Below are 24,584 nucleotides of genomic sequence, written 5' to 3'. Positions count from 1 at the left end.
AACAATCTAATTCTCTAAACTTCTAAATTCGTCTAAAACCTTTTTTAATTCCAATCCGTAACGGGAGTCTTTAATTTCGGGAGTTAAAACTTTATAAATGGTATCTAAATATTTGATGTTGGCATCGGGTATTTCGGTTAAAGCCAAATAGGGAGCAACTTCACTGTCTTTATGGCTTAAGGCAAAATTGATGGTGTATAAATATTTACTTCTTATAAGCTTATTATATTGTTCGTCATATTCAATGATGTAGGTAGAATCTTGAGTTGCCAAATCTAATTGTTCTTTGATGATATCAAGATTTTTTTCATTAAATCTACTCAAAGTTTTAAGATATTCTTCTAAGATATCTTGTTGCTTTGACCCTGAAATTTTAGCGTCTAAAACAAAGTTTTTTAAAGTAGAGCTTACATCGATGGCGCCCTTATCGGCGAAAATTGCCAAAGCATTATTTTCGTCTTTACTTTTGTTTAGTCTCAAAAATAGAACTTCAGCTTCGGGTAGATCTAGTTCAAATTTAAAGGTGTTGATTCCTTGAAACGTGGCCGAGTCTATAATTTGAAAGGCAGTATCTTGAAATCGTTCCAGATATAAAGTTCCTTTTTTTAAATCTTTGATGGTGCCACTTAAGATTAAATCGGGTTGTTTTTTTTCGCAACTAACACTTAATAAAATCAAAAGGCAAACAATAAAATTGCGCATGGTTTAAACGTTTTAAGGTTGGCAAATATCTGTTATTATTTGATTTTTTACTAACCTGCAGCTACAATTTTCATCAACTCTGCACACAAAATAGCGCCATAGGTTCCAACTACGTATCCAAACACCGCCAACAGTGCACCTACGGTGGCAAGTGAAGGATGGAATGCCGCTGCAACCACCGGTGCCGAAGCTGCGCCACCAACGTTGGCTTGACTTCCAACGGCAAGAAAAAAGTAGGGTGCTTTAATTAATTTGGCTACTATAATAAGTAAGCCGGCATGAATGGTCATCCAAACTAAGCCAATCAGAATTAATCCCGGATTTTCAAAAATTTTACCCAAGTCCATTTTCATTCCAATAGTTGCTACTAATACATAAATAAAAATACTTCCTATTTTACTGGCACCGGCGCCCTCGTAATTACGGGCTTTGGTAAAAGAAAGGAACACTCCAATAAATGTAGCAATAGTAATTAGCCAAAAGAAACCGCTGCCAAAAGAAGATAAGGCACTTTTTGGGTCTCTCACTGCTTCAAAATTGTTATTTAAAAAACTGGAAATATGCTCTGAGCCAAACTGCGCTATGCCAACAGCTACGAATGCAAACGTAAGAATAATAATATAATCTGTAAGTGTAGGATTGCGCATTACGCTTTTGCTAAAGGCTTCTACTTTATTTTGTAACTCATCAATTGCTGTATTATCGGCTTTAAGCCATTTGTCAATTTTAGCGCGTTTACCAATTCCCAGTAAAATAATAGCCATCCAAATGTTAGCCACAACGATATCAACCAATACCATACCGCCGTAAAGTGTTTGGTTATATTCATAAATTTCAAGCATGGCAGCCTGGTTGGCACCGCCGCCAATCCAACTTCCGGCCAAAGTAGCCAATCCGCGCCAAACCGCATCAAATCCTTCGCCACCAACCGTTTCGGGTGAAAAGGTTGAAATAATTAAAATTGCAATTGGTCCGCCAATAATAATGCCAATAGTTCCTGTAAAAAACATGACCAATGCTTTCCAGCCAAGGTTAAAAACCGCTTTTAAGTCTATACTAATGGTAAGCAACACCAGTGAAGCAGGTAATAAATATCGGCTGGCTATATAATAGGTTTGTGTTGTTTCGGCTGAGATTATATTCAGCGAATTAAAAATAGCCGGCAGCATGTAACACATTAAGAGACCGGGAACAATGGTGTAGAATTTTTTCCAGAAGCCGGTTTTGATAGATTCGGTATAAAAAACAAAGCCAAGGCATAACATTAAAATGCCAAAAACAATGGCATCGTTGGTAAATATTGGTGGATTATTCATATTGATGTTGGTTAGGACTGCAAAATACCAAAATAATGTTCATAAAAAAAGTGACTTCTTCGTCACTTTTTACTTTTTGGATGTCGGTTATGTTCTTTTAGAAATTCAGAAAGCATCCATTCAATTTGTCCGTTGGTACTACGGAATTCGTCTGCAGCCCATTTTTCGACGGCAGTTAATAATTCTTCATTTATCCTAAGCGCAAAGGCCTTCTTTTTAGACATTATTTTTTGGTTCTGTTAATCTTATTTTGATAATATAATCCGGATACCGGTAAAAGCACACTGATACCAATAACTACAGGTAGAAAAAAAGTGCCAATGTCATTTTGGCTTGCTGTGGCACTTTCTACAATAGTGTAGGTAATATACGCAAATAGCAAACACATTAATACATTAACAGTTCTTAGAAACCTGGTGCTAAATCTGTAATTTTTAAGTGCATTTTCGGGTGTGATATTAACGCTGTAATTGTGAATATGCGGATAAAGGTTAAGTAAAAACAACAAGAAATACACTAGACTACCTATGACAGGTATGATAAATATGGTAGATTTACTGCCGTAATCATCAGCAATTCCCGCGCTGTTAAAGTGTGTTGGAATAATATCAGGCAAAGTGGTATATTCTACAAAAGTATAAGCCCACATCATAATTAATAAGGCTATACAAGCAAGTTCCAGTACGTAATCTACAGACTCATATGGGACTTTTATTTTGGGTCTGTCGTTGTACATTATCTGTTTTTTTCTCTTTCAAAAATAATCAGGCTCTGTGCTTGATTAATATATTTTAACTGCCAACCTTCTCGGGCATATTGATTGAGTAAATCCTCAAGTTTTTGTGCTCTTTTAGTAATACCCAAGTTTGGTGAAATGGTTTTATATTCTTTCATTAAATTAATGATTTAAAGTTCCTGTATTCACAACAGGTGCTGCTTCTTTATCGCCACAAAGCACTACCATTAAGTTGCTTACCATGGCAGCTTTGCGTTCATCATCTAAGTCTACTACATTTTTTTTACTCAGTTGATCAATAGCCATTTCAACCATACTTACGGCGCCTTCAACTATTTTATGACGTGCGGCAACTATGGCGGTAGCTTGTTGTCTTTTGAGCATGGCGTTTGCAATTTCCTGAGCGTATGCCAAGTAACCAATTCTGGCTTCCAGCACTTCAATGCCGGCAATTAGAAGACGTTCTTCTATTTCTTTTTCTAAAGCTTCACTAACTTCGTTAACGCTTGAACGTAAGGTGATGTCTTCGTCGTGGCCTTCGTCGGCAAAATTATCATAAGGATACATGCTGGCTAATTTTCTAACTGCGGCATCGGTTTGAACGCGTACAAAGTTTTCGTAGTTGTCAACGTCAAAGGCTGCTTTGTAGGTGTTGGTAACGCGCCAAACTAAAATAGTACTAATCATTACAGGGTTGCCTAGTTTGTCGTTTACCTTTAACCTTTCACTATCAAAATTACTTGCTCTTAGCGAAATTTTCTGTTTAGTATAAAACGGATTTACCCAATAAAATCCATTCTTTTTAATAGTACCGATGTATTCGCCAAATAGCAATAGAACTCGGGAGCCGTTAGGTTGTACCATTACAAAGCCAAAGGCCATGATAAGAGAGGCTACTATTATTAATACAATTAATGGGTGACGGAAAGCTACAATTAATGCAATACTTCCAAAAAACATGGTTAAAAATACAAATAGCATTAAATAACCATTGGCGGGTTCAATAATTTTTTCTTCTTTCATTAGGTTGAAGTTTAAATTTAGTAATAGTATTAAAATGATATCATAAAGATATAAAAATAAATTATATTTACAAATAGTATGAGAAATAAAAGTTTATAGAGGTGTTCTGTTGTTTTAAAGTTTTTAAAACCTCATTATTTATGGTTTAAAGACTTGAATAAGCTAGAAATTAACTTTTTATTATGCTATAAAAATAAATTATGGCACAAGATTTGATATTTAATTGATATAAATAACATGGTTGTATTCTGAAAATAATACAACTTTCATGTTTAGTTGGTTGGTTAGTAAAAGGCACCGTTTCGGCGGTGCTTTTTTTATTTGGTAAGGTTTAATATAAAGTTGCTTACGGCATCAATAAGTACTTGATTAACTTTTCGGTAGGGTTCATTATAAGACTTTGAGTTTTCGAGGTCGTCACCTTCAATGGTGAACAGCACATGGTTCATGTTTTCAATGATGTTAAGTTGTGAGTCTGGAGCCGCATCTTTTAACAGCTGTGCTTCTTCAACCGAAACCTGCAAATCTTTTGTGCCGTTTACAATTAAGATTGGTATGTTGAGTTTTTTAATTTCTTCTGCCGGATTGTATTGCATCCAATTCATGATAAAGTGTTGAATTTCCTGATTGAAAATTGAGAATAAGGCAGGCGGATAATCGGTTGTGGTTTGACCTGTTTTCATAATATCAAAAACGCGTTTGGTGTCTTCGGCAAACATAGGTGCGGTTTTAGTGATTTGTTCGGTAATGACTTCACTAATTTCTTGTCCGGCACCGGCCAAAGAAACAAAGCCTGTAGCACCTTGTTGAGCAGCCAGCATCCCCACCAAACTGCCTTGACTGTGACCGATTATTACGAAGTTCTTGTACCTATTTTGGTTTTTAAAATAATCAAGAACGCTAACGGCATCTGTTACAAAATCATCAAACATGATATCTTTGTCTATATTGTTGGTTAGAAGTTGTTTTACAATACGCTTGTCGTATCTAAAGGTCGAAATGCCCTGCTTCGTTAGAGCAATGGCTAAGGATTTAAGCGAATTGGTTTTTAAAAAATTCTGGTTGCCATCGCGATCTGTTGGTCCTGAACCTGCAATGAGAATGGCTACAGTATTAAGATTACTCTCGGGCAATTCCAATAATGTACCATCAATGTGTTTGTTAATTGAAACGTCGGTACTTATCAATTCACTTTCTTGAGCTAAAGAACAATAACTAATAGTTGAAATGAGCAGAATTAAATACTTTTTCATAGAATAAGGAATTAGTTTTTATGCGCTTTTAAATACATTTCGAATTTAATTAAAAGAATTCATAACACTTCGAGTGTCGTTAAAATTATTTCTTTATGTATATATAAATTATTTCTTAAATAGTATCCAAAGGATGTATTTTGACTTATCATCGACTCTAAAGTCGACAAATTTAAATTAAATTTACTATGCATTTCATCGATAAAAAGCAATATTTCATCTTTAAATGTTAAAATATAGTGTAATACAACGATTAAATATGTTTTTAATCGTTATAATTGAAAAACATTTTTACTTTTGATGTGTACTAAAATTTAGTTTTTAGTTCAATGGATTAATTAATTAATATTTGCGCATGCAAACGATATTAGAGACCCTAAATCTACTGCATCGATAAAGCAAATTAAGGGAAACCGAGGTTGAGGGACCTCGGTTTTCTAATTTATACACCTGAAGGTTAAATTAATTCTGGGGGCTATTGGTTTTTTAGTCTTAGCAATTTGGTGCAACCAATGGTGTTGCATTTCACCTTTCATGATAAGTAAGCTTCCGTGGTTTAATATAAGTTGATGTCTTTCGGTCTTAATCTTCCTATGTTTAAAATGAAACGGTCTGGTGGCACCAAAACTCACCGAGGCTATGAGCGGATTTTTACCCAATTCTTTTTCATTATCGGCATGCCAGCCATTGCTGTCTTGTCCGTTGCGATATAAATTCAACAATACGGTATTAAATTCATGCTGACTTGCTTCTTCAACTAAGGTTTTAATATTTTTAAGATCTGCAGTAAAAATTTCGGGATACATTGTTATGTTCGAATAGGAGTAAGGCTTCCCGCTATCGCCGTAAAGTGCCGTTAATCTCGGTTGTTGATAGGTTTTTCCGAAAACTTTAATATCGTCTTGCCGCCAGTTGGTTTGGTTTAAAAGCTCTTTGAAATAGTGGTCGGCCTCTTTACTGCTGAAAAATTCGGGATAATAAATTAATTCGGCATTTGGGAGGTTAATCTGTATTTTTTCAGAATTGAATAAACGCATCGTTTAATTTTTAACTAAATTAGCTAAAAGCTTTTTAATGTTCTCGTTCCGTTATAAATTATTTATATTCTTCATTGGTTCGCTTTTATTTTCGGGCCAATTGAAAGCGCAACTACCAGATGGTTTTGTGTATGTAGAAGACATCATTCCGGATATTGGAGTAAAGCTTAGTTATTACAGTCATTATAATTTTGTAGGCGATACCATTGACGGCTATCGGGCTAATAAACTAATTTTAACTCGAGAAACTGCCATCGCTTTGGCAAAGGTTCAAAGCTATTTACAGTCTCAAAATTTATGTTTGATAGTGTTTGACGGCTACAGACCACAAGCTGCGGTAGACCATTTTGTGCGCTGGGCCAATGACTTAAATGATACCTTAATGAAAAGTGTTTTTTATCCTGAGGTTGAAAAACAGTATTTGTTTAGGGATGGCTATATTGCCTCGAAATCGGGGCATAGCCGTGGTAGTACTTTAGATTTAGGTCTTATTAACGGCAATACAGGCGAATTGATTGATATGGGAACCATTTTCGATTTTTTTGGAGAGGCTTCAGGTGTTAATTATTTAAATCTTACCAATTCTCAAATTAAAAATCGCCAGATATTACAAGAAGCGATGAAGCGTTTTGGGTTTAGAAATTATCCAATGGAGTGGTGGCACTTTACCTTAAGAAACGAGCCTTTTCCTGAAACGTATTTTGATTTTCCGGTGGAGTGAAGTCGTTTTACAAATATTGATACGCCCAAAACATCAGTCCAAATTGAAGCGGTATTCTTAAAATCAGAATCCAAAATGGTATGCCTGCTGCGGCTTTTTTATCGAATATCATATTGACGTGTACTAGCATAAAAACCAATAACATGACAACAATGCCGTAAATGGCAGAACTTGCTAGATCTGGAATAAATAGAGCTGCACCCACAATAATTTCGGCAATACCACTGTAGTAAACTAATTGTTTGTGCGCAGGCAAAAATCTCGGCATGACACGCATATAAATTTTAGGTTTGATAAAATGCATAATGCCTGCAAAAATGTACATTACAGCCATTAGATAATAGTGCCAGGGTTGGTTCATTCTTTATAGGTGTTATAACTGATTCCAATACCGTAATTGTTAAGGTTTTTATCTAAAAGACTAGAGGTCATGCCACTGCCTTTTTTAAAAATCACCCATTCATTATCGGCGATAAAAATGCGTCTTACAAAGGTACGATAACCATCAATTTCATTGGTAAACGGTAATAAGGGCCTAAAATTGGTAGGTATGTAAATAATTTCGTTATTCGATTTAATTTCTTTGTATTTTTTATTTGGCAGTAGTTTACCGTTTTTATCGGTATAACCCAGAACCTGTAGCGATATAAAAATGCCGTTTTTTGGGATAAAAATGTTGTGTTTACTCACATCAAATTCGTACGCGTTACCGTCTTTTTCGGTGGCAATAAATACCAGATTTTTGTTGATCAATTCTTTACCGGGTTTACCATTGCGGTTTTCGTAACACTTTACTTTAAACAAAGTTGAAAACGTGTATTTCTCGGCATTGGGTTTGTTGCGTTTACTCCAATCAACAGACTCCGGTGTAATAGGGAATGAAACCGTCGTTAGTTTACGGATTTTTTGATCGTTAAATTCAAATAACACCGCTATTTCAGATTCTATTGTTGGTAACCAGCAATTGTAATAATCGCTATCTAGAACAGGCTTAATGTTTTCTTTTTTAAATGGTTTATTAGTGTTGGCTGTTAATACAATTTCGTCTAATGCGGCTATTTCGGCTTTTAGAAAGATAGTCTCGGTAAGTTCTTTCGAAGCTATTTTTAGTTTTGAATATCCTAAGGCAGAAAAGGTTAAACTGTCAACGCCGGGATAGAGTTTTTCATTAAAAACAAACATCCCTTCATCATCTGCAAAGAGACCTTGACCATTACCAAATATGACTGTGGCAAACGATACCGGTGCTTTGGTATCTAAATCAACAATTTGGGTTTGTGAATAACTTATAACCGTTATTAAAATTAAAACTACTGTCGATAAATTTTTCAATTGTTTGCTTTTTAGGTAGTGCTAAAGTTACACATTTTCAATCTAAGGCATTTTTAGTGACATAATAACGCCAGCCAATTATGGCCAATTGCCATTTTTTTGCCTTAGCAAGGTCTAACTGCTGTTTTGTGTAACTTGGCAGTAGCGCTTTATTAACCTTTGCCAAAATCTTGAAAATTGCCTTACTCATTTCTATAATTGGTTATGTTGTTTAAAAGTAGTAAAACTTATTCTAGAACTAAGTCTTACTTCACTTTTTTTAAAAAACAACAGCAAAAACAACTGTTACAAACATAGAAACAAGTGTGATCATAATTACAGATTTTGTGGAGTTAATGGCTTTACTTTTTTTATTGAATTTTGAAGATATTAGATTTTTGTTTTTGCTTCCAAATCAAAATATAGAAAATTATGAAATTGAATTTAAACATATAAGTAAATTAAGGATAACTGTTTTAATCTTTTATACTTTGCCTTATTAATAGTTGTATAATGTAATTTATATAACTATTAATGGTTTGTAAATATAACTTTTGAAGGGTGTTTTTTGTGTCATTTTTAAAATTCAAGGGACTTTTTATCATGAAAAAGACTATTTAAAGACTGTTTATCTTTTTGTGCTAAATTTTTTTAATCGAGTTTCCTGTTTAGTAGAGGCTTAGACTTTACTAACTATTTGGTAATATTTTAAAATAGCTCAAAGAGTCTACAATTTCTATATTTGCATTGCTGTTTGTTTAGAATGCTTGCATTCACATTAATGGCACTCCCTAAAAATTAATAGTATCTTATGAAGTATCTTTTGTCTTGTGCTGCCTTTTTCTTAGGTAGTTTTATGTTTGCTCAAGTTTTAGTAATAAATGAATTAGATAGTGATACGCCCGGAGTAGACGATAAAGAATTTTTAGAATTAAAGTCAGAAACACCCAATTTTCCACTAGACGGTTACATAGTTGTGTTTTTTAATGGATCTTCTTCAGGAGGGAATCGCAGTTATCTGGCGTTAGATTTGGCCGGTTACGTAACTGACGGTAATGGTTTGTTATTAATAGGAAGTACCACAGTGGTGCCTTTTCCGCAGTATATCATTCCTGTAAGTGTTATACAAAATGGCGAAGATGCCGTGGCCATTTACCAAGCGAGTATCGATGATTTTCCTGGAGAAACCCTTGCAACACAAGAAAATTTAGTAGATGCATTGGTTTATGGAACTAATGATCCTATTGCAACCGGTTTACTTGAATTGTTGGGATTAGATGAGCAAATTAACGAAGGTCCAAATAATAATACCAATTCAATTCAACGTTTTGTTGATGGCGAAGGAAATGTGTTTTATGAGGCTACAACACCAACTCCAAGACAAAATAATGATGGTAGCGGTATTGTTTTTAATGGTATTTCAATTTCAGTTCCTCAAACAACCTATAATGAAGGCGATACATTTGATATTACTTTCACAGCCGATTTCCCGGTAAGTGAAGATTTCACCTTTGAATTCTCTTTGAATAACCAAGGTTTTAATGAATCTGACTTTACAGGAAACACCACACTTACCATTCCTAATGGGCAAACTACAGTGTCTTCAACCATTACAATAATTGACGATGATTTAGATGAAGGTGATGAGGTAGCCCTCATCAGATTTTTAAATCTGCAAGAACCATACATACCTAACAATGGAGCAATTGAGGTTAGAATTGTAGATAACGATTTTACAGTGGCGCCATGGGGTACACCAATTAATCCTACGTATGGTATTGTTGAAAGTGCACAGCCGGAAGGCTATTACGAATCATTAAACGGACTTGCCGGCGAAGATCTACGTCAGGCTTTGAAAGACATCATTGCCGATCAAAATACAGTAAGAATTCACAGTTACGCCGATGTGATTGATATTTTAAAAGCAGCCGACCAAAATCCTCTTAACAGTAATGAGGTCTGGCTGGTATATACCGAGCAAGGTAAGCCCAAATTAGATTTTCAAACCGGCTCAAGTGGCGTTGGTAAATGGAATAGAGAACATACCTTTCCAAGATCATTGGGCGGTTTTAATAGCATTGAAGACGATGAAATTGCCGATGGTATCGAGTTTTTCTGGATGACCAATGCCGACTCTTTAAGACATGGCAATTCAGATGCTCATGCCTTGCGCGCTGTTGATGCTGCTGAAAATAGTAGTCGCGGTAATCAGCATTATGGTCAATATAATGGTCCAAGCGGCACCTTAGGCGGATTTAAAGGAGATGTTGCAAGAGGCGTTCTTTATTTGGAAATTAGATATAACGGCTTAACCATAGAAAATGGTTTCCCGTCAGTGGTTGGACAAATGGGAGATTTACAAACCATTTTAACATGGCATAGAAACGACGCTCCCGATGATTTTGAAATGAACCGCAACAATATTGTTTACGAATGGCAACGCAATCGGAATCCATTTATAGATCTGCCAGAGTTGGTGGAGTACATCTGGGGAAATAAGGTAGGTGAAGTTTGGAATCAGGAATTAAGTATTTCAGATAGCAGTTTTAGTACCTTAAACATCTATCCAAACCCGGCAAAAGATTATTTAGAAATTAAAGGAATTACAGCCGAAACTGAAATTACAGTGTTAACGCTTGAAGGCAGACAACTCAAAACTGAACAAATTTCTAATGACAGTACTATTAATTTAGATTTGTCCTCAGGAATGTACTTAATTAGGCTATCGAGTCAGGGCTCGTCTGTTATTAAAAAGATTTTAATACAATAAAAAAACGCCTTAATATCGAATTAAGGCGTCAATTATTTGTTTGATCAAATACGGTTATTCGGTAAGTTTAGAAATTTTTAATTTGCCGTTACTCATGCCGTATTCCATGACAACAGCACCATCTTTTTCAGAAAAGGTGTCTTCAATTTCTTGTCCGTCTTCATTTTGAAGTTTCACCTTAATATTGGTGATGTGTCCGCTTTTATTTCTTTTTAATTTTGAATAACTCATGGTGACGCCAACTTCTTTAAGCTTCTTGATTTGGTCTTGTAAATCCTGATTGGTGGTTTCTTTATAAAGATATTGGGTAATGCTGTTTTTTGAGGCGTCTTTATCGTCTGTGTACTGCGCACTATCAACCCGATAATAAGTACTGCTGTTTTTTTGATTTTGAAGCAGATGGTTGGATAGGGGTTGGGTTTTAATTTCTATCAATCCATCTTTTCCTGAAAATCCCATAGAATCAAGTTTCTTATTTTTTTTATGAATTTCAACTGATTGAATCTGTTGTTGTTTAAGATTTTTAATTTTAGATTCATCTACAATTTTTCCATTCAACATGTAAACAACAATTGTCGGAGAGTGAATATTATTTGGATTAATTGAATAATTAGAGGCATTGATATCACTATTAAAATTATCAAGAAACCAACTGTGTTTTATCATTTCTTTTTTGAATGATAAGAGATTTGTTGTATCATTTTCAAAGTTTGTCTTTAGTGGAATTTCTGACATACTTATAGGATTAACACTAATCGACCATGGGTTTTTAATCACAATTTTAATAACACCATCTTTGTCTTCGTGATTTAATTTTTTAAGTTCTTTTTTGTCCTTAATGACCGTGATGCTTTCAATATTGTCGGGTTGAAGATTTTTCAATGCTTCAGCATTGGCTATTTTATCATTGATGTAAAATGCGACATTCTCGTTAGAATTGGTTGAATTGGCACTTTTATAAGACAAACCAATAGTTGTCATGCTATCTGTTTGTAGTAAATTATTTGTTATTTTTTGAATATTTTTTAGTGTTTTAGAACTATCTAGACTAAACACCAAAGTATCTGGGTTATTAGAATGGTTTTTTATTAGTTTAGTTTGCTTCAGCCTCCATTTGGTATTTTTATCAGATGCAATCGAATAAACCCCAAAACCACCATCTTCAGCAGACATCTCAAAATAAAAAGGTTCAATCCCATCGGGCTCAGTAACAGCGTAACTGGCGGTGCCGTTTACAGTTTCAAAATCTATACTAATCTCAGAGATGTCGCCTTTGGAATTTCTGGCTATTTTTTTGATAACCATAGTAACACCATCGTTTTTTAAATCGGATTTAATGGTTTCTAACTGCTCACCGGTGAGCGATTTGTCAAAAACTATCCTGATGTCTTTTTGAGATTGAATGACATCAGAGTCGATTTCATTCGTTATCGGTACATAGACCGTTTTAGTATTCATACTTGTCAGGAAAACAGCAATGACAGGAATAAGTAAAGCATACTTGGGTTGAAGTAGTTGATGAGACTTTTGTTTGTTTAACATAACAATTCGATTTTTGATGGATGATTTATAAAATGTATTTGAAAAAATGGGTTGTAAATCCGGTAACGAAGTTTTAAGCAATAATTTTTGATAGGTTTTTCTTGAAGCGGAATGCTTTATAACTTCACTGTCGGTGATGAATTCTAAATTTTCTTGTATGGCTTTTTTATACAACCACACAAACGGATTAAACCACAGTAAAACAGCAAATAGGTGAGCAACTACAATATCTAACGAATGCCATTGCTTGACGTGAATCTGCTCGTGGTCTAAAACCAATTTTAGTTCTTCTTGGGTGAATTTTTCAGGATTTACAGCAATGAATTTGAAAAAAGAAAATGCTGCATTGGTTTTATTCGTAAAAATAGTGTGCTGTGCATGTTGTTTTAATCGGAAAATCAATGTTACAACCGAGAATAAACTAACGCCCGACTTGATTACAAGTGCAATGACTCCAACAATATAAACTCCAAAAAGATACGGTAGATAATTAAAAGGTATATCTTGAACTTGTTTAATTTTTACCGGTGCTTCAGAATATTGAATGGTAAAGTTCTGTAATTCTACAGGTTGATAATATTGATAGTTGGTTAGAACCACAAAAGGCAAGATGGCGCTTAATATTAATCCTGTGAGTAAATACCATCTGTTGCTTTTAAAAAATGTTGTTGGTCTTAACAGTAATAGGTAAAACAAAAAGAAAGCAACTATGAGTATGTTTATTTTTAATAGGTAATTCATTTACTTGCTTTTTTCAATTAAGTCTATAATTTCTCTAAGTTCGTCGGCACTAATTTTTTCTTCTTTAGCAAAAAACGACACCACATTTTTATAGGAATTATTGAAATAGTTTTCAATGGCATTGGTCATAAATCGTTTTTTGTAATCTTCTTTGGCAACAATAGGGTAGTACTGATGTGTTTTGCCATAAGCGAGATGTGCTACGTAGCCTTTCTCTTCCAAATTTCTAATGATGGTTGAAAGTGTATTATAATGTGGCTGTTCATCTTTTACTTCGGCTAATACATCTTTGACAAAAGCCTTTTCTAACCGCCACAAAATGTGCATGATCTCTTCTTCTTTGTTGGTTAATTTTTGCATGAGTTCTATTGTTTGTTTCAAAATTAACTATAAATACCGTTTTATAACTAAAAAAATAGTTAAATAACTATAATGACAGGAATTTAATATTTTAATAAAAAATATTGGGTATAATAGAGATGTTTTATCTTCGTACACGCATAATAATTAGATATGAGTATTTTATTGGTTCTGGCTGGGTTGGTTTTATTGGTAGTTGGTGGCGAGTATTTGGTACGATCTTCTGTAGCTTTATCTTTTAAGTTTAATATTTCGAAGTTGGTAATTGGTATGACCATTGTATCATTTGCCACTTCTGCACCGGAGTTATTGGTGAGTTTACAAGCAGCGCTGGCCGGAAATTCAGATATAGCTCTTGGGAATGTGATAGGCTCAAATGTGGCTAATATCGGTTTGGTTTTAGGTCTCACAGCCATGATTTCTCCTTTGGTAGTTGATCGTAGTTTTTACAGGCTTAATTGGCCAATGATGATGTTGGTGTCGATTGTATTGTATTTTTTCCTAAAAAATGATAACGTGCTTAGCTTACTGGAAGGGGTTATTTTAATGGTTGCACTCATTGTGTTTTTAGTGATTTTGGTGCGATCTTCATTAAAAAGTAAAAATGTAGATGTAGAAGAGGTAGACGATAAACTTCAGTTTGTGTCAGGAATAAAAATTACTATTTGGTTGATAATTGGTGCATTGGCTTTGTATTTTGGATCGGAATGGCTGGTAAAAGGTGCACAGCAATTGGCACAGTCGGTTGGGGTGAGTGATTACGCCATATCGGTTACGGTAATTGCCATTGGTACCTCGGTGCCCGAGTTAGCGGCTTCTATTATAGCTGCTATTAAACAAGAAAAAGCAATTTCTTTAGGAAATTTAATAGGCTCAAACATCTTCAATATTTGTTCAGTACTTGGTTTAACAGCCATGATTAAACCTATTGCTGTAAACCCGAATACTCCGGAAATTCTTGCCTCTAATATTTTTTGGATGATTGGTATTGCAGCTGTTATGTTACCCTTGGTGTTTTTGCCCAAACGCTATGAGCTTTCGAGATATAAAGGGTTTTTGTTATTTGGGGCTTATATGGTTTTTATTTACATTTCGATTAAATAAAAAAGACTGCCAATAGACAGTCTCTTTTCCAAATAAATAACAAAAACTTAAACATCAACGCTTTTTACAGTCTTTATAATTCTTGCAGCCACTTTATATGGGTCTGCATTAGAGGCCGGGCGACGGTCTTCCAACCAGCCTTTATAACCTTTTTCAACTGTAATAATAGGGATTCTTATCGAGGCACCACGGTCTGAAACACCATAGCTAAAGTCGTGTATTGAAGCAGTCTCGTGCTGGCCGGTTAAACGTAAATCGTTGTATTCACCATAAACGGCAATATGTTCTTCTACTACAGGTCTGAAGGCCTCACATATTTTTGCGTAAACTTCTTTTGAACCACAGGTTCTTAAGGTGTGATTTGAGAAATTTGCGTGCATACCAGAACCATTCCAATCCATCTCTTTACCTAATGGTTTTGGATGGTATTCTATATAATAGCCGTAATCTTCAGTTAATCTGTCCAGTAAATATCTGGCTACCCAAATTTCATCCCCTGCTCTTTTAGCACCTTTTGCAAATAATTGAAATTCCCATTGTCCGCAAGCCACTTCCTGATTGATGCCTTCAAAATTTAATCCGGCCGCAATGCAATAATCGGCATGTCTTTCAACCAATTCTCTGCCATGGGTGTTTCTGCCACCTACAGAACAATAATATAAACCTTGCGGAGCAGGATAACCACCAACCGGGAAGCCCAATGGCAATTGGGTATGTCTGTCCATGATAAAATATTCTTGTTCAAAGCCAAACCAAAATTCGTTATCATCGTCGTCAATGGTGGCTCTACCATTTGATACGTGAGGTGTACCATCAGGATTTAAGACTTCGGTCATTACCAAGTAACCGTTTTCTCTTCCCGGATCGGGATAAATGGCTACAGGTTTTAATAAACAGTCTGATGAATGTCCGATGGCTTGTCTGGTAGAGCTGCCATCAAAGGACCAAATAGGACAATCTTCTAACTTTCCGCTAAAATTTTCTTCAATTTTAGTCTTACTACGCATGTTTTGTGTGGGGTAGTACCCATCCAACCAAATGTATTCTAATTTCGCCTTGCTCATTGTATTTAGTATTAATTAGGTCAATAGCGATGCAAAGATAAGAATTTAGGATAAGCCTATATAAAAATATAGGTATATGAATTAAAAATATTATATTAATAAAATTTACCCCTTTAATTTTAGGGGTTGATAATTTTTATGCATTAAAATGTGTAATTTTACATCTTAATTTAAAATCTTAACAATTATGTCTACACTACGTTTTCAGGCCATCATGAAAGCTCTTGACGCAAAACCAATAGAAATAGAAGAAACTAAACGCCGTAGCGAGCTGTTTGCCTTTAATGTTTTTAATGAACATGTCATGCAACAATATGTCACAAAGGAGGCGTATCAAAGTGTTTTATCTGCAATACGAACAGGTGCAAAAATTGATAGATATTTGGCAGACCATGTATCTACAGGTATGAAAGAATGGGCCATTGCCAAAGGTGCTACACATTATACTCATTGGTTTCAGCCATTAACCGGTGCAACTGCAGAGAAACACGATGCTTTTTTCGAGCCAATCGGAAACGGAACTGCTATTGAAAAATTTGAAGGCAGTCAGTTAGTGCAGCAGGAACCTGATGCTTCAAGTTTTCCAAATGGTGGTATCAGAAATACTTTCGAAGCCAGAGGATATACCGCGTGGGACCCAACATCGCCGGCCTTTATATATGGTACAACACTTTGCATTCCAACTATATTTGTTGCTTATACAGGTGAAGCGCTAGATTACAAAACACCGTTGTTGCGTGCGCTTCAGGCTGTTGATGTAGCTGCTGTAGACGTTTGTAAGTATTTCGATAAAAACGTTAAAAAAGTAAACGCATCTTTAGGATGGGAACAGGAGTATTTTTTAATTGACAGTGGCTTAGCAAATTCAAGACCCGATTTAATGCTAACGGGTAGAACACTTTTAGGTCATTCATCAGCTAAAGGGCAGCAATTAGACGACCACTATTTTGGAACCATTCCAAATCGCGCTATGGCATATATGAGAGATTTGGAACATGAATGCATGTTGCTTGGCATTCCTGTAAAAACCAGACATAATGAAGTAGCGCCAAATCAGTTTGAGCTGGCACCAATCTATTCTGAGGCTAACCTTGCCGTCGATCACAACTCACTGTTAATGGATGTCATGAAAAAAGTAGCCGAACGCCATAAGTTCGTTGTTTTATTTCACGAAAAGCCATTTGCCGGGGTTAACGGAAGTGGTAAACACAATAACTGGAGTTTGAGTACAGATACGGGCGTTAATTTATTAAGCCCCGGCAAAACGCCTATGAGTAACCTTCAGTTTTTAACTTTCTTTATCAATACCATTAAAGCAGTTAACGAAAATGAAGAATTGTTAAGAGCTTCAATAGCATCTGCAAGTAACGATCACCGCTTGGGAGCCAACGAAGCGCCACCTGCCATCATTTCAGTTTTTATAGGTGCGCAACTAACCAAAGTATTACAGAATCTGGAAACGGTTACCAAAGGTAAACTATCGCCTGAGGAAAAAACCGATTTAAAATTGAACGTAGTTGGAAAAATTCCGGAAATCTTATTGGATAATACCGACAGAAACCGTACATCACCTTTTGCTTTTACCGGTAACAAGTTTGAATTTAGAGCTGTTGGTTCACGTGCCAACTGTGCAAGTGCCATGACCGTTTTAAACTCTATTGTTGCCAAACAACTTATTGATTTTAAAGCTGAAGTAGATGCGCTAATAGAGTCTAAAGGCATGAAAAAGGACGATGCCATTTTTAATATTTTAAGAGAATACATCAAGCAATCTAAACGCATTTTATTCGAAGGCAACGGCTACAGCGATGAATGGGAAAAAGAAGCCAAGAAACGCAAGTTAAGCAATAATAAAACTACACCTGAAGCACTCAAAGCGAAAATTTCAGAAAGGGCACTGTCGCTATTCGAAGAACTCAATGTGATGAACAGAGTGGAATCTAAAGCCAGGTACGAGATAGAAATGGAAGAATACATTTTACGTATTCAAATTGAAAGCCGTGTATTAGGTGATATTGCTAGAAACCATGTGGTACCTACAGCCGTGAGATATCAAAATATGTTGATAGAAAATGTGCGGGGCTTAAAAGAAGTTTACGGTACTTCGTTTAAAAAGCTGGCCAAGGAACAAATGAGTTTGATTGAAAACATATCAGAGCATATTGAAACCATCAATACCAAAATTACCGAGATGGTTGAAGCCAGAAAAGTGGCCAATAATATTGTCTCGGTTGATAAAAAGGCAGATGCCTACTGTTTTAAAGTAAAACCGTTTTTTGAGGAAATTAGATATCACTGTGATAAGCTGGAATTAATGGTTGATGACGAAATCTGGCCACTCACCAAATACAGAGAATTATTATTTACCAAATAGTTAAATTCGCTTAATTATAAAGCCGTCAAATTTTTTTTTTGGCGGTTTTTTGTTAAAATTCATTGACGTAATTTGTTGGATAGGTATTTTAACCTAACATTTTTGCAACTTATCGAGTTTACCTAGATTTTACCAAAAATTAACTCCGTTCATTCATTAGCAGATGGTTAAATTGTTATCTTTGTAATGCTATTAATCAATATTTGTAAAAATGAAAAAGTTACTACTTAGTGTAGCGGCTTTAATTTTTGCGACGGTTTTGTTAACACTTGACGAAAGAGAAAACGTCGACAAAAACGATTCGCAGGATGCAATTGCCAGAGTGGAAATTTTGGTACAGTCTTAGTCAAGATTTGAATGCTATCCTGCCAAGCGGCAAAATTAGCACTACATAAAAAAGACGATAGGGAATCTTTCCTATCGTCTTTTTTGTTGGAGAGAAGTCTCGTTAATTTCGTTTATAATTTATTTATTTGCATAAAGTTTATGCCAGATAGATTGAAAGCTTAATAGATGGATGGTATAGTTTATTTAAATTAGTACGATTAATAGCCATGAGAAATTCAAAATTAAAGATATTCTTATCAATTGTTTGTTTGTTGTTTTTAGCTTTTGGTATGTATTCTCAATCTCTCGATCAAGAAGCCTACAAAACATTTAAAAAGGCCTCACTTTTAGATATGAGAGGCACAAATATTATAGATATAGGTGTGGGCAGCGCAGTGCCTAATAACGACTTTCCTAATCCGCAATTCGAGATTTATTTTAGAGGCGGCTATAAAAGATACATTACACCCCATATTTATTTGGGATTAGATTATCATAAATTCAATCTGGCCAATAAAGATTTGCCAAATAATGGGTTTATGTCTTTTGATTTAAATGCCCATATTTTTTTAACACCTTATAAAAGATTTTCACCTTATGTGTTTTTTGGTTCTGGCTTAACAGCTTCAAATTATTTTGAACAAACTTCGCAAAAAGTTCAGGCTGGAGCAGGGATAGAAGTAATGGTGGTTGATTTTATTGGTTTAACATTATCCTCTGATTATAACTATCAATTTGATGATACATTAGATGGTTTGGAGTTTGGCGACTCAAACGACACCTTTTTTAGAATGTCATTCGGAGTTAATTTTTATTTTGGTGGTGCCCGTAAAAAGGCCAAACTTATGAAAAACCTCCCAACTGTTATCAATTCAAACAGGATAGATGGTTAATAATTCTATCATTCTTTTTGGATATAGTGGTAGAAAAATATTCCTCTAAATAGCCTACTTTCTAATTTTTTCGTTCTTAGATTTTTTGTTATTAGTTACCTCGAATTAACATAATTTGTTAAAAAAATATTAATAATTTCTTTGAAATGTTAATTTTAAAAATTAAGTTCGGCATCTAATAATCATTAATTACTATTTATTAAAATCTAAAATCTTATGAAAAAAACAAAATCATTGGGTAATTTAGGTTGGTTTGGTATGTTGTTAATGGCTGTATTTTTTGCATGCGAGCCAACAACAGATTTTCAAACGCAATCTGAAATTGTAACCGGCCTAGACGCTGAAAGTAAATTTGTAGCAGACACATATATTGTGGTATACAAAAATGTGCCAAGTGAAAGAACCATACCTTTAGAATACCAAGAAGGTCAAGATTTTATGCAAGGAGCCACACGTGAGTTTCTTGCCGGTGCCGATCTAGCAGGAGTTCAAGTAGAACGTGTTTATAGCCATGTTTTAAATGGTTTTAGTGCAAAACTTACCCAAGAGCAAGTGTTAAAATTAGAGAATAATCCCAACATAGATTATATCGAGCAAGATCAGATAATGGAAGCTTTTGGTACAACTCAAAGTGGCGCAACTTGGGGTTTAGATAGAATAGATCAAAGAGAACTTCCATTAAATCAAACTTATTTTTACGAAGCCGACGGTACCGGTGTAAAAGCTTACATTATTGATACCGGTATAAACACAAGTCACCAGGAATTTGCCGGCCGTGCACTGCAAGGATTTGATGCTTTTGGTGGGAATAGTGAAGACTGTAACGGCCATGGTACGCATGTAGCAGGTACAGTTGGTGGTACAGTTTATGGTGTAGCTAAAAATGTAACCCTTGTTGGCGTTCGTGTATTAGATTGTAACGGATCTGGAACTACCACTGGTGTGGTTGCCGGTATGGATTGGGTGGCCGGAAACGCTAATGGTGCTTCAGTTGCTAATATGTCTTTAGGTGGCGGTGCAAGTACAGCAATTGACGATGCTGTTGCTAGAATGTATAATGCAGGTATAGGTGTTATTGTGGCTGCAGGTAACGGGGATAGAAGAGGTCGAGAGCAACCTGCTTGCAATTATTCACCTGCAAGGGCAGCAAATGCCTATACGGTAGGTGCAACTACTACTACAGATTCTAAGACATCATGGTCTAATTACGGTGATTGTGTAGATATATTCGCTCCCGGTGCTGGTATTACAGCAGCTTGGTATACAAGCAATACAGCAACTAACACTATTAGTGGAACCAGTATGGCTTCTCCTCATGTAGCAGGTGCAGCAGCGCTTTTTTTGCAAACTAATACATCTGCAACACCGCAACAAGTGTATGATTTCCTAACGTCAAATAGCACTAAAAATATAGTTAACAATAGTAAAACTACTAATAATCATATGCTATACAGTTTAGCTGGTGGTGGTGGTGACACAGGAGGAGATACAGGAGGTGACACTGGTGGAGATACAGGCGGAGATACAGGAGGAGACACAGGAGGAGATACTGGAGGAGACACAGGAGGAGACACAAATGTTGTTGCATTAAGTGGTTCTGGATCAAAAGTATCAGGCCGCTGGAGAGCAGATTTATCCTGGACTGGTGCTACATCAACTCAAGTTGATATTTTTAGAGACGGAACAAAAATAGCAACTGTAAGCAACTCTGGATCCTATGTAGACCAAACAAATTTTAGAGGTGGTGGAAGCCTTACTTATGAGGTTTGCGAGGCAGGTACCGGAACGTGTTCAAATACTTTAACTTTAAGCTTCTAATTTTTTCATTAAAATATTTTATTTAAATTTTAATCCCTGTCATTTTTTTGACAGGGATTTTTTAATAAATCAAAATTTCAAAAAGTATGTCAACAATTAGTAATTGAAACAGGATAAATAGCCAATAATTCATCACATTGTTTACTTTTGTGGCTTAATTTAATGCCATGAGCGATTCGGTTAGCAAAAGATACGCCCAAAGAGGTGTTTCAGCCTCAAAAGAAGATGTGCATAACGCTATAAAAAATGTAGATAAAGGCTTATTTCCTAAGGCTTTTTGTAAAATTGTACCCGATTATTTAACCGGAGATAGCAATTATTGTTTGGTAATGCATGCCGACGGCGCAGGTACAAAAAGTGCACTGGCTTACATGTATTGGAAAACAACCGGAGATTTAAGTGTCTGGAAAGGAATCGCACAAGACGCACTCATCATGAATGTAGACGACTTAATTTGTGTTGGTGCTACCAATAATATCATGTTGTCATCAACTATAGGTAGAAACAAAAATTTAATTCCGGGTGAAGTTATTTCAGCAATTATCAATGGTACAGAAGAACTCATTGCTGATTTAGCAAAGCACGATGTTCATATCCATTCAACCGGTGGAGAAACTGCCGATGTGGGAGATTTGGTTCGCACTATCATTGTAGATTCAACAGTAGTTGCAAGAATGAAGAGAAGTGATGTCATTGATAACGCTAATATTTCCGAAGGACATGTTATTGTTGGATTGTCGTCTTACGGTCAGGCTAGCTATGAAAGTGAATATAATGGGGGCATGGGTAGTAACGGACTTACATCGGCCAGGCACGATGTTTTTGATAAATATTTAGCAGCATTATTTCCCGAAAGTTTTGATCCCACCGTACCTGATGATTTGATTTACTCCGGTAGCAGAAAACTTACCGATGCCATCGAAAATGTGCCACTTGATGCCGGTAAACTGGTACTGTCGCCTACAAGAACCTATGCGCCAGTTATCAAAGCTATTTTAACGCAAATACATCGAAAAGATATTGGTGGTATTATTCATTGCTCAGGCGGTGCTCAAACTAAAATTTTGCATTTTATAGATAAATTTCATGTGGTTAAAGACAATTTATTTCCAATTCCGCCATTATTTAAATTAATTCAGGAGGAATCTAAAACCAATTGGAAAGAAATGTATCAGGTGTTTAATTGTGGTCATAGAATGGAACTTTACGTAAATCCCAATGTCGCTCAAAAAATAATTGATATTGCTGCAACGTTTAACGTAGCAGCACAAATTATTGGTAAGGTATTACCTTCAGAAACAAAGAAATTAACTATTAATAGTGAGTTTGGTACTTTTGAATACGCATAAAGTTTTTCGGTTTTCATTTTTTGTTTTATTATTTGTGATGCAGTTGGTGCAAGCGCAGCCCGATTCCGTGTTTTTTAAAGCGAAAGATGATAAATTACTAATTCCAACATGGACCGTTAAAAAAGAAGCCGGTTTAATATTTAATCAGGTATCTTTTACTAATTGGAATGCCGGTGGGGTTAATTCTATTGCAGCCACAGTGTATACCAGAGGATCTGCCAATTACAAGTATAAATACATGTTTTGGAACAATTCTATAAACGCCAGATACGGTATCAATACACAAGAAAATACAGGCTTAAGAAAAACCGACGATATTATTGAAATCATTTCAAGTGTTGGTTATCAGTCTGATACACTGAGTAATTGGTATGGAACCGCAAGATTTAGTTTTGCTACCCAATTTTCAAATGGATTTAACTATCCTAATACTTCAACACCCATTTCTCAGTTTATGGCACCGGGATATTTGTTTTTTGGATTAGGGGCAGAGTATGGTAAACAACTAAAACATTTTTCTTTGTATATGTCGCCTTTAACACTTAAGGCAACCTTTGTTTTAGACCAAAGGCTGGCCAACTCGGGTGCTTTTGGTGTTGAACCGGCAGTTTTGGATGATCAAGAAAATATCATAAGACGAGGCAAACGGCTGAGGCGGGAATTCGGATTTTTGTTGAATAATATCTACGAATTTGAACCTTATGAAAATGTTAAAGTAAGAAACATTTTAAGTTTATATTCAGATTACATTAATTCATTTGGGAACATAGACGTAGATTGGGAAATAATTTTTGATTTTAAGGTGAATAATTATATGAAAGCTTCATTCATTTCGCATTTGCGCTATGATAACGACATAAAAATCACAAAAGTGATTGACCAAGAAAATAATATTACCGAAGAAGGTGGTGCTAAATTACAGTGGCGACAATTGTTGGGTATTGGTGTAGCCATTGATTTTTAACCTCTTAATTATTGAATCTATTACCGCATAGTGTACTTTTTCTATGCTGAAAATATCGTATTTTTGCGGCGCGATTAATAATTTTTATGATAGACAAGTTAAACATAGTAAAACAACGATTCGACGAGGTAAGTGATTTAATCATACAGCCTGATATTATGGCAGACCAGCAGCGTTATATCAAGCTTAATAAAGAATATAAAGATTTAAAACTCATCGTTGAAAAACGTGAGATTTACATCGATTTACAAAATAATATCACCGAAGCTGAAGAAATTATAGCCGATGGCAGTGATGCCGAAATGGTTGAAATGGCCAAGATGCAGCTTGAAGAAGCCAAAGTACAATTACCCGATTTGGAAGATGAAATCAGATTTATGCTCATCCCAAAATCGCCCGAAGATGTTAAAAATGCCGTTGTTGAACTGCGGGCAGGTACGGGTGGTGATGAAGCCAGTATTTTTGCAGGCGATTTATACAGAATGTACACCAAATACTGCGAAAGCAAAGGTTGGAGCGTCAATGTAGTAGATTTTAATGAAGGTACCTCAGGTGGTTACAAAGAAATTATTTTTGAAGTCAATGGTGAAGATGTTTACGGTACCTTGAAATTTGAAGCCGGCGTACATCGCGTTCAGCGTGTGCCACAAACCGAAACTCAGGGAAGAGTTCATACCAGTGCAGCAACCGTAATGGTGTTACCTGAGGCCGAAGAATTTGATGTGCAACTCGATATGAGCGAAGTTAGAATTGAGCGCACCACATCTACAGGTCCTGGAGGTCAATCTGTAAATACCACTTATTCGGCCATTAAATTACACCACGAGCCAACGGGAATGATAGTGAAGTGTCAGGACGAAAAATCATCGCATAAAAACTTAGAAAAGGCCTTAAAAGTTTTGCGTTCCAGATTATACGAACTGGAATTGGCCAAAAAAGAAGCAGCCGATTCTGAAAAGCGTAAAAGCATGGTATCCTCGGGAGACCGAAGTGCGAAAATCAGAACCTATAACTATCCGCAAGGTCGAGTTACAGATCATAGAATTGGTCTTACCCTTTACGATTTACCAAACATCATGAATGGAGATATTCAGAAGATTTTAGACGAATTAATGCTGGTTGAGAATACAGAGAAATTGAAGGCTTCGGAAGATGTGATGTAACTTTCGAGATGGTTAA

24 protein-coding genes are annotated in these 24,584 nt (G+C 35.6%); 10 read left to right on the top strand and 14 right to left on the bottom strand.

Annotation, left to right across the window (positions count from 1 at the left end):
* Nucleotides 1-6 precede the first annotated feature (6 nt).
* From FJ651_RS00855 to FJ651_RS00820, 8 genes are all read right to left on the bottom strand, one after another.
* A complete protein-coding gene (locus FJ651_RS00855; protein WP_140988508.1) occupies nt 7-702 on the bottom strand; it encodes a DUF4369 domain-containing protein in 696 nt (231 codons plus the stop codon).
* Nucleotides 703-752: 50 nt separating this feature from the next.
* On the bottom strand, nt 753-2,018 hold the full coding sequence (locus tag FJ651_RS00850; RefSeq protein ID WP_140988507.1) for a DUF819 family protein: 1,266 nt from the start codon (nt 2,016-2,018) through the stop codon (nt 753-755).
* A gap of 62 nt (nt 2,019-2,080) precedes the next feature.
* Entirely contained in the window at nt 2,081-2,242 is a 162-nt protein-coding gene (locus tag FJ651_RS00845) for an Arc family DNA binding domain-containing protein (protein ID WP_140988506.1), read from the bottom strand.
* Nucleotides 2,242-2,754: a DUF1648 domain-containing protein gene (locus FJ651_RS00840; RefSeq protein WP_140988505.1), complete on the bottom strand. Its 513-nt coding sequence runs from the start codon at nt 2,752-2,754 to the stop codon at nt 2,242-2,244. The genes FJ651_RS00845 and FJ651_RS00840 overlap by 1 nt, the downstream gene beginning before the upstream one ends.
* On the bottom strand, nt 2,754-2,912 hold the full coding sequence (locus FJ651_RS00835; RefSeq protein ID WP_140988504.1) for a DUF4177 domain-containing protein: 159 nt from the start codon (nt 2,910-2,912) through the stop codon (nt 2,754-2,756). Before FJ651_RS00835 ends, FJ651_RS00840 begins: the two co-directional genes overlap by 1 nt.
* A gap of 4 nt (nt 2,913-2,916) precedes the next feature.
* Nucleotides 2,917-3,777 (bottom strand): SPFH domain-containing protein, encoded by an 861-nt coding sequence (locus FJ651_RS00830; RefSeq protein ID WP_140988503.1) that lies wholly within the window; start codon nt 3,775-3,777, stop codon nt 2,917-2,919.
* Nucleotides 3,778-4,094: 317 nt separating this feature from the next.
* Nucleotides 4,095-5,030 (bottom strand): alpha/beta hydrolase, encoded by a 936-nt coding sequence (locus tag FJ651_RS00825; RefSeq protein ID WP_140988502.1) that lies wholly within the window; start codon nt 5,028-5,030, stop codon nt 4,095-4,097.
* Nucleotides 5,031-5,467: 437 nt separating this feature from the next.
* Entirely contained in the window at nt 5,468-6,067 is a 600-nt protein-coding gene (locus FJ651_RS00820) for an alpha-ketoglutarate-dependent dioxygenase AlkB family protein (protein WP_140988501.1), read from the bottom strand.
* 100 nt (nt 6,068-6,167) lie between these two features.
* Here FJ651_RS00820 and FJ651_RS00815 point away from each other — a divergent pair, with 100 nt between their 5' ends.
* Nucleotides 6,168-6,788, top strand: coding sequence for a M15 family metallopeptidase (locus FJ651_RS00815; RefSeq protein ID WP_246085281.1), 621 nt, complete (start codon nt 6,168-6,170; stop codon nt 6,786-6,788).
* 7 nt (nt 6,789-6,795) lie between these two features.
* Here FJ651_RS00815 and FJ651_RS00810 read toward each other — a convergent pair whose 3' ends face one another.
* From FJ651_RS00810 to FJ651_RS00800, 3 genes are read right to left on the bottom strand one after another with little or no spacing between them, the layout of a single operon-like run.
* On the bottom strand, nt 6,796-7,149 hold the full coding sequence (locus tag FJ651_RS00810) for a DoxX family protein (protein WP_140988499.1): 354 nt from the start codon (nt 7,147-7,149) through the stop codon (nt 6,796-6,798).
* The gene (locus FJ651_RS00805) at nt 7,146-8,120 is read right to left on the bottom strand and encodes a carboxypeptidase-like regulatory domain-containing protein (protein WP_246085280.1); all 975 of its coding nucleotides are present in this window, start codon (nt 8,118-8,120) and stop codon (nt 7,146-7,148) included. The genes FJ651_RS00810 and FJ651_RS00805 overlap by 4 nt, the downstream gene beginning before the upstream one ends.
* 37 nt (nt 8,121-8,157) lie before the next feature.
* On the bottom strand, nt 8,158-8,310 hold the full coding sequence (locus FJ651_RS00800; protein ID WP_140988498.1) for an SsrA-binding protein: 153 nt from the start codon (nt 8,308-8,310) through the stop codon (nt 8,158-8,160).
* A gap of 600 nt (nt 8,311-8,910) precedes the next feature.
* Between FJ651_RS00800 and FJ651_RS00795 the strand changes: the two genes are divergently transcribed.
* Nucleotides 8,911-10,869 carry an endonuclease gene (locus tag FJ651_RS00795; RefSeq protein ID WP_140988497.1) on the top strand — a complete coding sequence of 653 codons (1,959 nt, stop codon included), beginning with the start codon at nt 8,911-8,913 and terminating at the stop codon, nt 10,867-10,869.
* Between the two features lie 54 nt (nt 10,870-10,923).
* Here the strand turns inward: FJ651_RS00795 and FJ651_RS00790 are convergent, their stop codons facing one another.
* Entirely contained in the window at nt 10,924-13,152 is a 2,229-nt protein-coding gene (locus FJ651_RS00790; protein ID WP_140988496.1) for a M56 family metallopeptidase, read from the bottom strand.
* On the bottom strand, nt 13,153-13,512 hold the full coding sequence (locus tag FJ651_RS00785; RefSeq protein ID WP_140988495.1) for a BlaI/MecI/CopY family transcriptional regulator: 360 nt from the start codon (nt 13,510-13,512) through the stop codon (nt 13,153-13,155).
* 153 nt (nt 13,513-13,665) lie between these two features.
* Here FJ651_RS00785 and FJ651_RS00780 point away from each other — a divergent pair, with 153 nt between their 5' ends.
* Nucleotides 13,666-14,616 (top strand): calcium/sodium antiporter, encoded by a 951-nt coding sequence (locus tag FJ651_RS00780; protein ID WP_140988494.1) that lies wholly within the window; start codon nt 13,666-13,668, stop codon nt 14,614-14,616.
* Nucleotides 14,617-14,663: 47 nt separating this feature from the next.
* On the opposite strand, the gene FJ651_RS00775 is transcribed toward FJ651_RS00780, so the two are convergent.
* Entirely contained in the window at nt 14,664-15,680 is a 1,017-nt protein-coding gene (locus FJ651_RS00775) for a glutamine synthetase beta-grasp domain-containing protein (RefSeq protein ID WP_140988493.1), read from the bottom strand.
* 187 nt (nt 15,681-15,867) lie between these two features.
* On the opposite strand from FJ651_RS00775, the gene FJ651_RS00770 reads away from it, so the two are divergent.
* From FJ651_RS00770 to prfA, 7 genes are all read left to right on the top strand, one after another.
* Nucleotides 15,868-18,054, top strand: coding sequence for a glutamine synthetase III family protein (locus tag FJ651_RS00770; protein ID WP_140988492.1), 2,187 nt, complete (start codon nt 15,868-15,870; stop codon nt 18,052-18,054).
* A gap of 211 nt (nt 18,055-18,265) precedes the next feature.
* Nucleotides 18,266-18,400, top strand: a complete 135-nt coding sequence (locus tag FJ651_RS15830; protein ID WP_262710574.1) for a hypothetical protein — start codon at nt 18,266-18,268, stop codon at nt 18,398-18,400.
* Nucleotides 18,401-18,608: 208 nt separating this feature from the next.
* The gene (locus tag FJ651_RS00765; RefSeq protein ID WP_246085279.1) at nt 18,609-19,274 is read left to right on the top strand and encodes a Curli production assembly/transport component CsgG; all 666 of its coding nucleotides are present in this window, start codon (nt 18,609-18,611) and stop codon (nt 19,272-19,274) included.
* A gap of 216 nt (nt 19,275-19,490) precedes the next feature.
* Nucleotides 19,491-21,092 (top strand): S8 family peptidase, encoded by a 1,602-nt coding sequence (locus tag FJ651_RS00760; protein WP_216746052.1) that lies wholly within the window; start codon nt 19,491-19,493, stop codon nt 21,090-21,092.
* A 167-nt stretch (nt 21,093-21,259) separates the two neighbouring features.
* On the top strand, nt 21,260-22,441 hold the full coding sequence (locus FJ651_RS00755; protein WP_140988491.1) for an AIR synthase related protein: 1,182 nt from the start codon (nt 21,260-21,262) through the stop codon (nt 22,439-22,441).
* The gene (locus tag FJ651_RS00750) at nt 22,413-23,405 is read left to right on the top strand and encodes a DUF3078 domain-containing protein (RefSeq protein ID WP_246085278.1); all 993 of its coding nucleotides are present in this window, start codon (nt 22,413-22,415) and stop codon (nt 23,403-23,405) included. Before FJ651_RS00755 ends, FJ651_RS00750 begins: the two co-directional genes overlap by 29 nt.
* 86 nt (nt 23,406-23,491) lie before the next feature.
* On the top strand, nt 23,492-24,568 hold the full coding sequence (gene prfA, locus FJ651_RS00745; protein ID WP_140988490.1) for a peptide chain release factor 1: 1,077 nt from the start codon (nt 23,492-23,494) through the stop codon (nt 24,566-24,568).
* Nucleotides 24,569-24,584: the final 16 nt, after the last annotated feature.

This window comes from Paucihalobacter ruber, assembly GCF_006494535.1.
Classification (GTDB): domain Bacteria; phylum Bacteroidota; class Bacteroidia; order Flavobacteriales; family Flavobacteriaceae; genus Paucihalobacter; species Paucihalobacter ruber.
Note: the sequence above shows the minus strand (reverse complement) of the source record. Positions and strands in the feature narration are given on the sequence as shown.

Coding starts and splice junctions, on each gene's coding strand:
- FJ651_RS00795 (WP_140988497.1), top strand. CDS start 8,911: ATGAAGTATCTTTTGTCTTGTGCTGCCTTTTTCTTAGGTAGTTTTATG.
- prfA (WP_140988490.1), top strand. CDS start 23,492: ATGATAGACAAGTTAAACATAGTAAAACAACGATTCGACGAGGTAAGT.
- FJ651_RS00820 (WP_140988501.1), bottom strand. CDS start 6,067: ATGCGTTTATTCAATTCTGAAAAAATACAGATTAACCTCCCAAATGCC.
- FJ651_RS00790 (WP_140988496.1), bottom strand. CDS start 13,152: ATGAATTACCTATTAAAAATAAACATACTCATAGTTGCTTTCTTTTTG.
- FJ651_RS00810 (WP_140988499.1), bottom strand. CDS start 7,149: ATGAACCAACCCTGGCACTATTATCTAATGGCTGTAATGTACATTTTT.
- FJ651_RS00770 (WP_140988492.1), top strand. CDS start 15,868: ATGTCTACACTACGTTTTCAGGCCATCATGAAAGCTCTTGACGCAAAA.
- FJ651_RS00765 (WP_246085279.1), top strand. CDS start 18,609: ATGAGAAATTCAAAATTAAAGATATTCTTATCAATTGTTTGTTTGTTG.
- FJ651_RS00760 (WP_216746052.1), top strand. CDS start 19,491: ATGAAAAAAACAAAATCATTGGGTAATTTAGGTTGGTTTGGTATGTTG.
- FJ651_RS00850 (WP_140988507.1), bottom strand. CDS start 2,018: ATGAATAATCCACCAATATTTACCAACGATGCCATTGTTTTTGGCATT.
- FJ651_RS00775 (WP_140988493.1), bottom strand. CDS start 15,680: ATGAGCAAGGCGAAATTAGAATACATTTGGTTGGATGGGTACTACCCC.
- FJ651_RS00830 (WP_140988503.1), bottom strand. CDS start 3,777: ATGAAAGAAGAAAAAATTATTGAACCCGCCAATGGTTATTTAATGCTA.
- FJ651_RS00825 (WP_140988502.1), bottom strand. CDS start 5,030: ATGAAAAAGTATTTAATTCTGCTCATTTCAACTATTAGTTATTGTTCT.
- FJ651_RS15830 (WP_262710574.1), top strand. CDS start 18,266: ATGAAAAAGTTACTACTTAGTGTAGCGGCTTTAATTTTTGCGACGGTT.
- FJ651_RS00840 (WP_140988505.1), bottom strand. CDS start 2,754: ATGTACAACGACAGACCCAAAATAAAAGTCCCATATGAGTCTGTAGAT.
- FJ651_RS00780 (WP_140988494.1), top strand. CDS start 13,666: ATGAGTATTTTATTGGTTCTGGCTGGGTTGGTTTTATTGGTAGTTGGT.
- FJ651_RS00755 (WP_140988491.1), top strand. CDS start 21,260: ATGAGCGATTCGGTTAGCAAAAGATACGCCCAAAGAGGTGTTTCAGCC.
- FJ651_RS00845 (WP_140988506.1), bottom strand. CDS start 2,242: ATGTCTAAAAAGAAGGCCTTTGCGCTTAGGATAAATGAAGAATTATTA.
- FJ651_RS00785 (WP_140988495.1), bottom strand. CDS start 13,512: ATGCAAAAATTAACCAACAAAGAAGAAGAGATCATGCACATTTTGTGG.
- FJ651_RS00855 (WP_140988508.1), bottom strand. CDS start 702: ATGCGCAATTTTATTGTTTGCCTTTTGATTTTATTAAGTGTTAGTTGC.
- FJ651_RS00835 (WP_140988504.1), bottom strand. CDS start 2,912: ATGAAAGAATATAAAACCATTTCACCAAACTTGGGTATTACTAAAAGA.
- FJ651_RS00800 (WP_140988498.1), bottom strand. CDS start 8,310: ATGAGTAAGGCAATTTTCAAGATTTTGGCAAAGGTTAATAAAGCGCTA.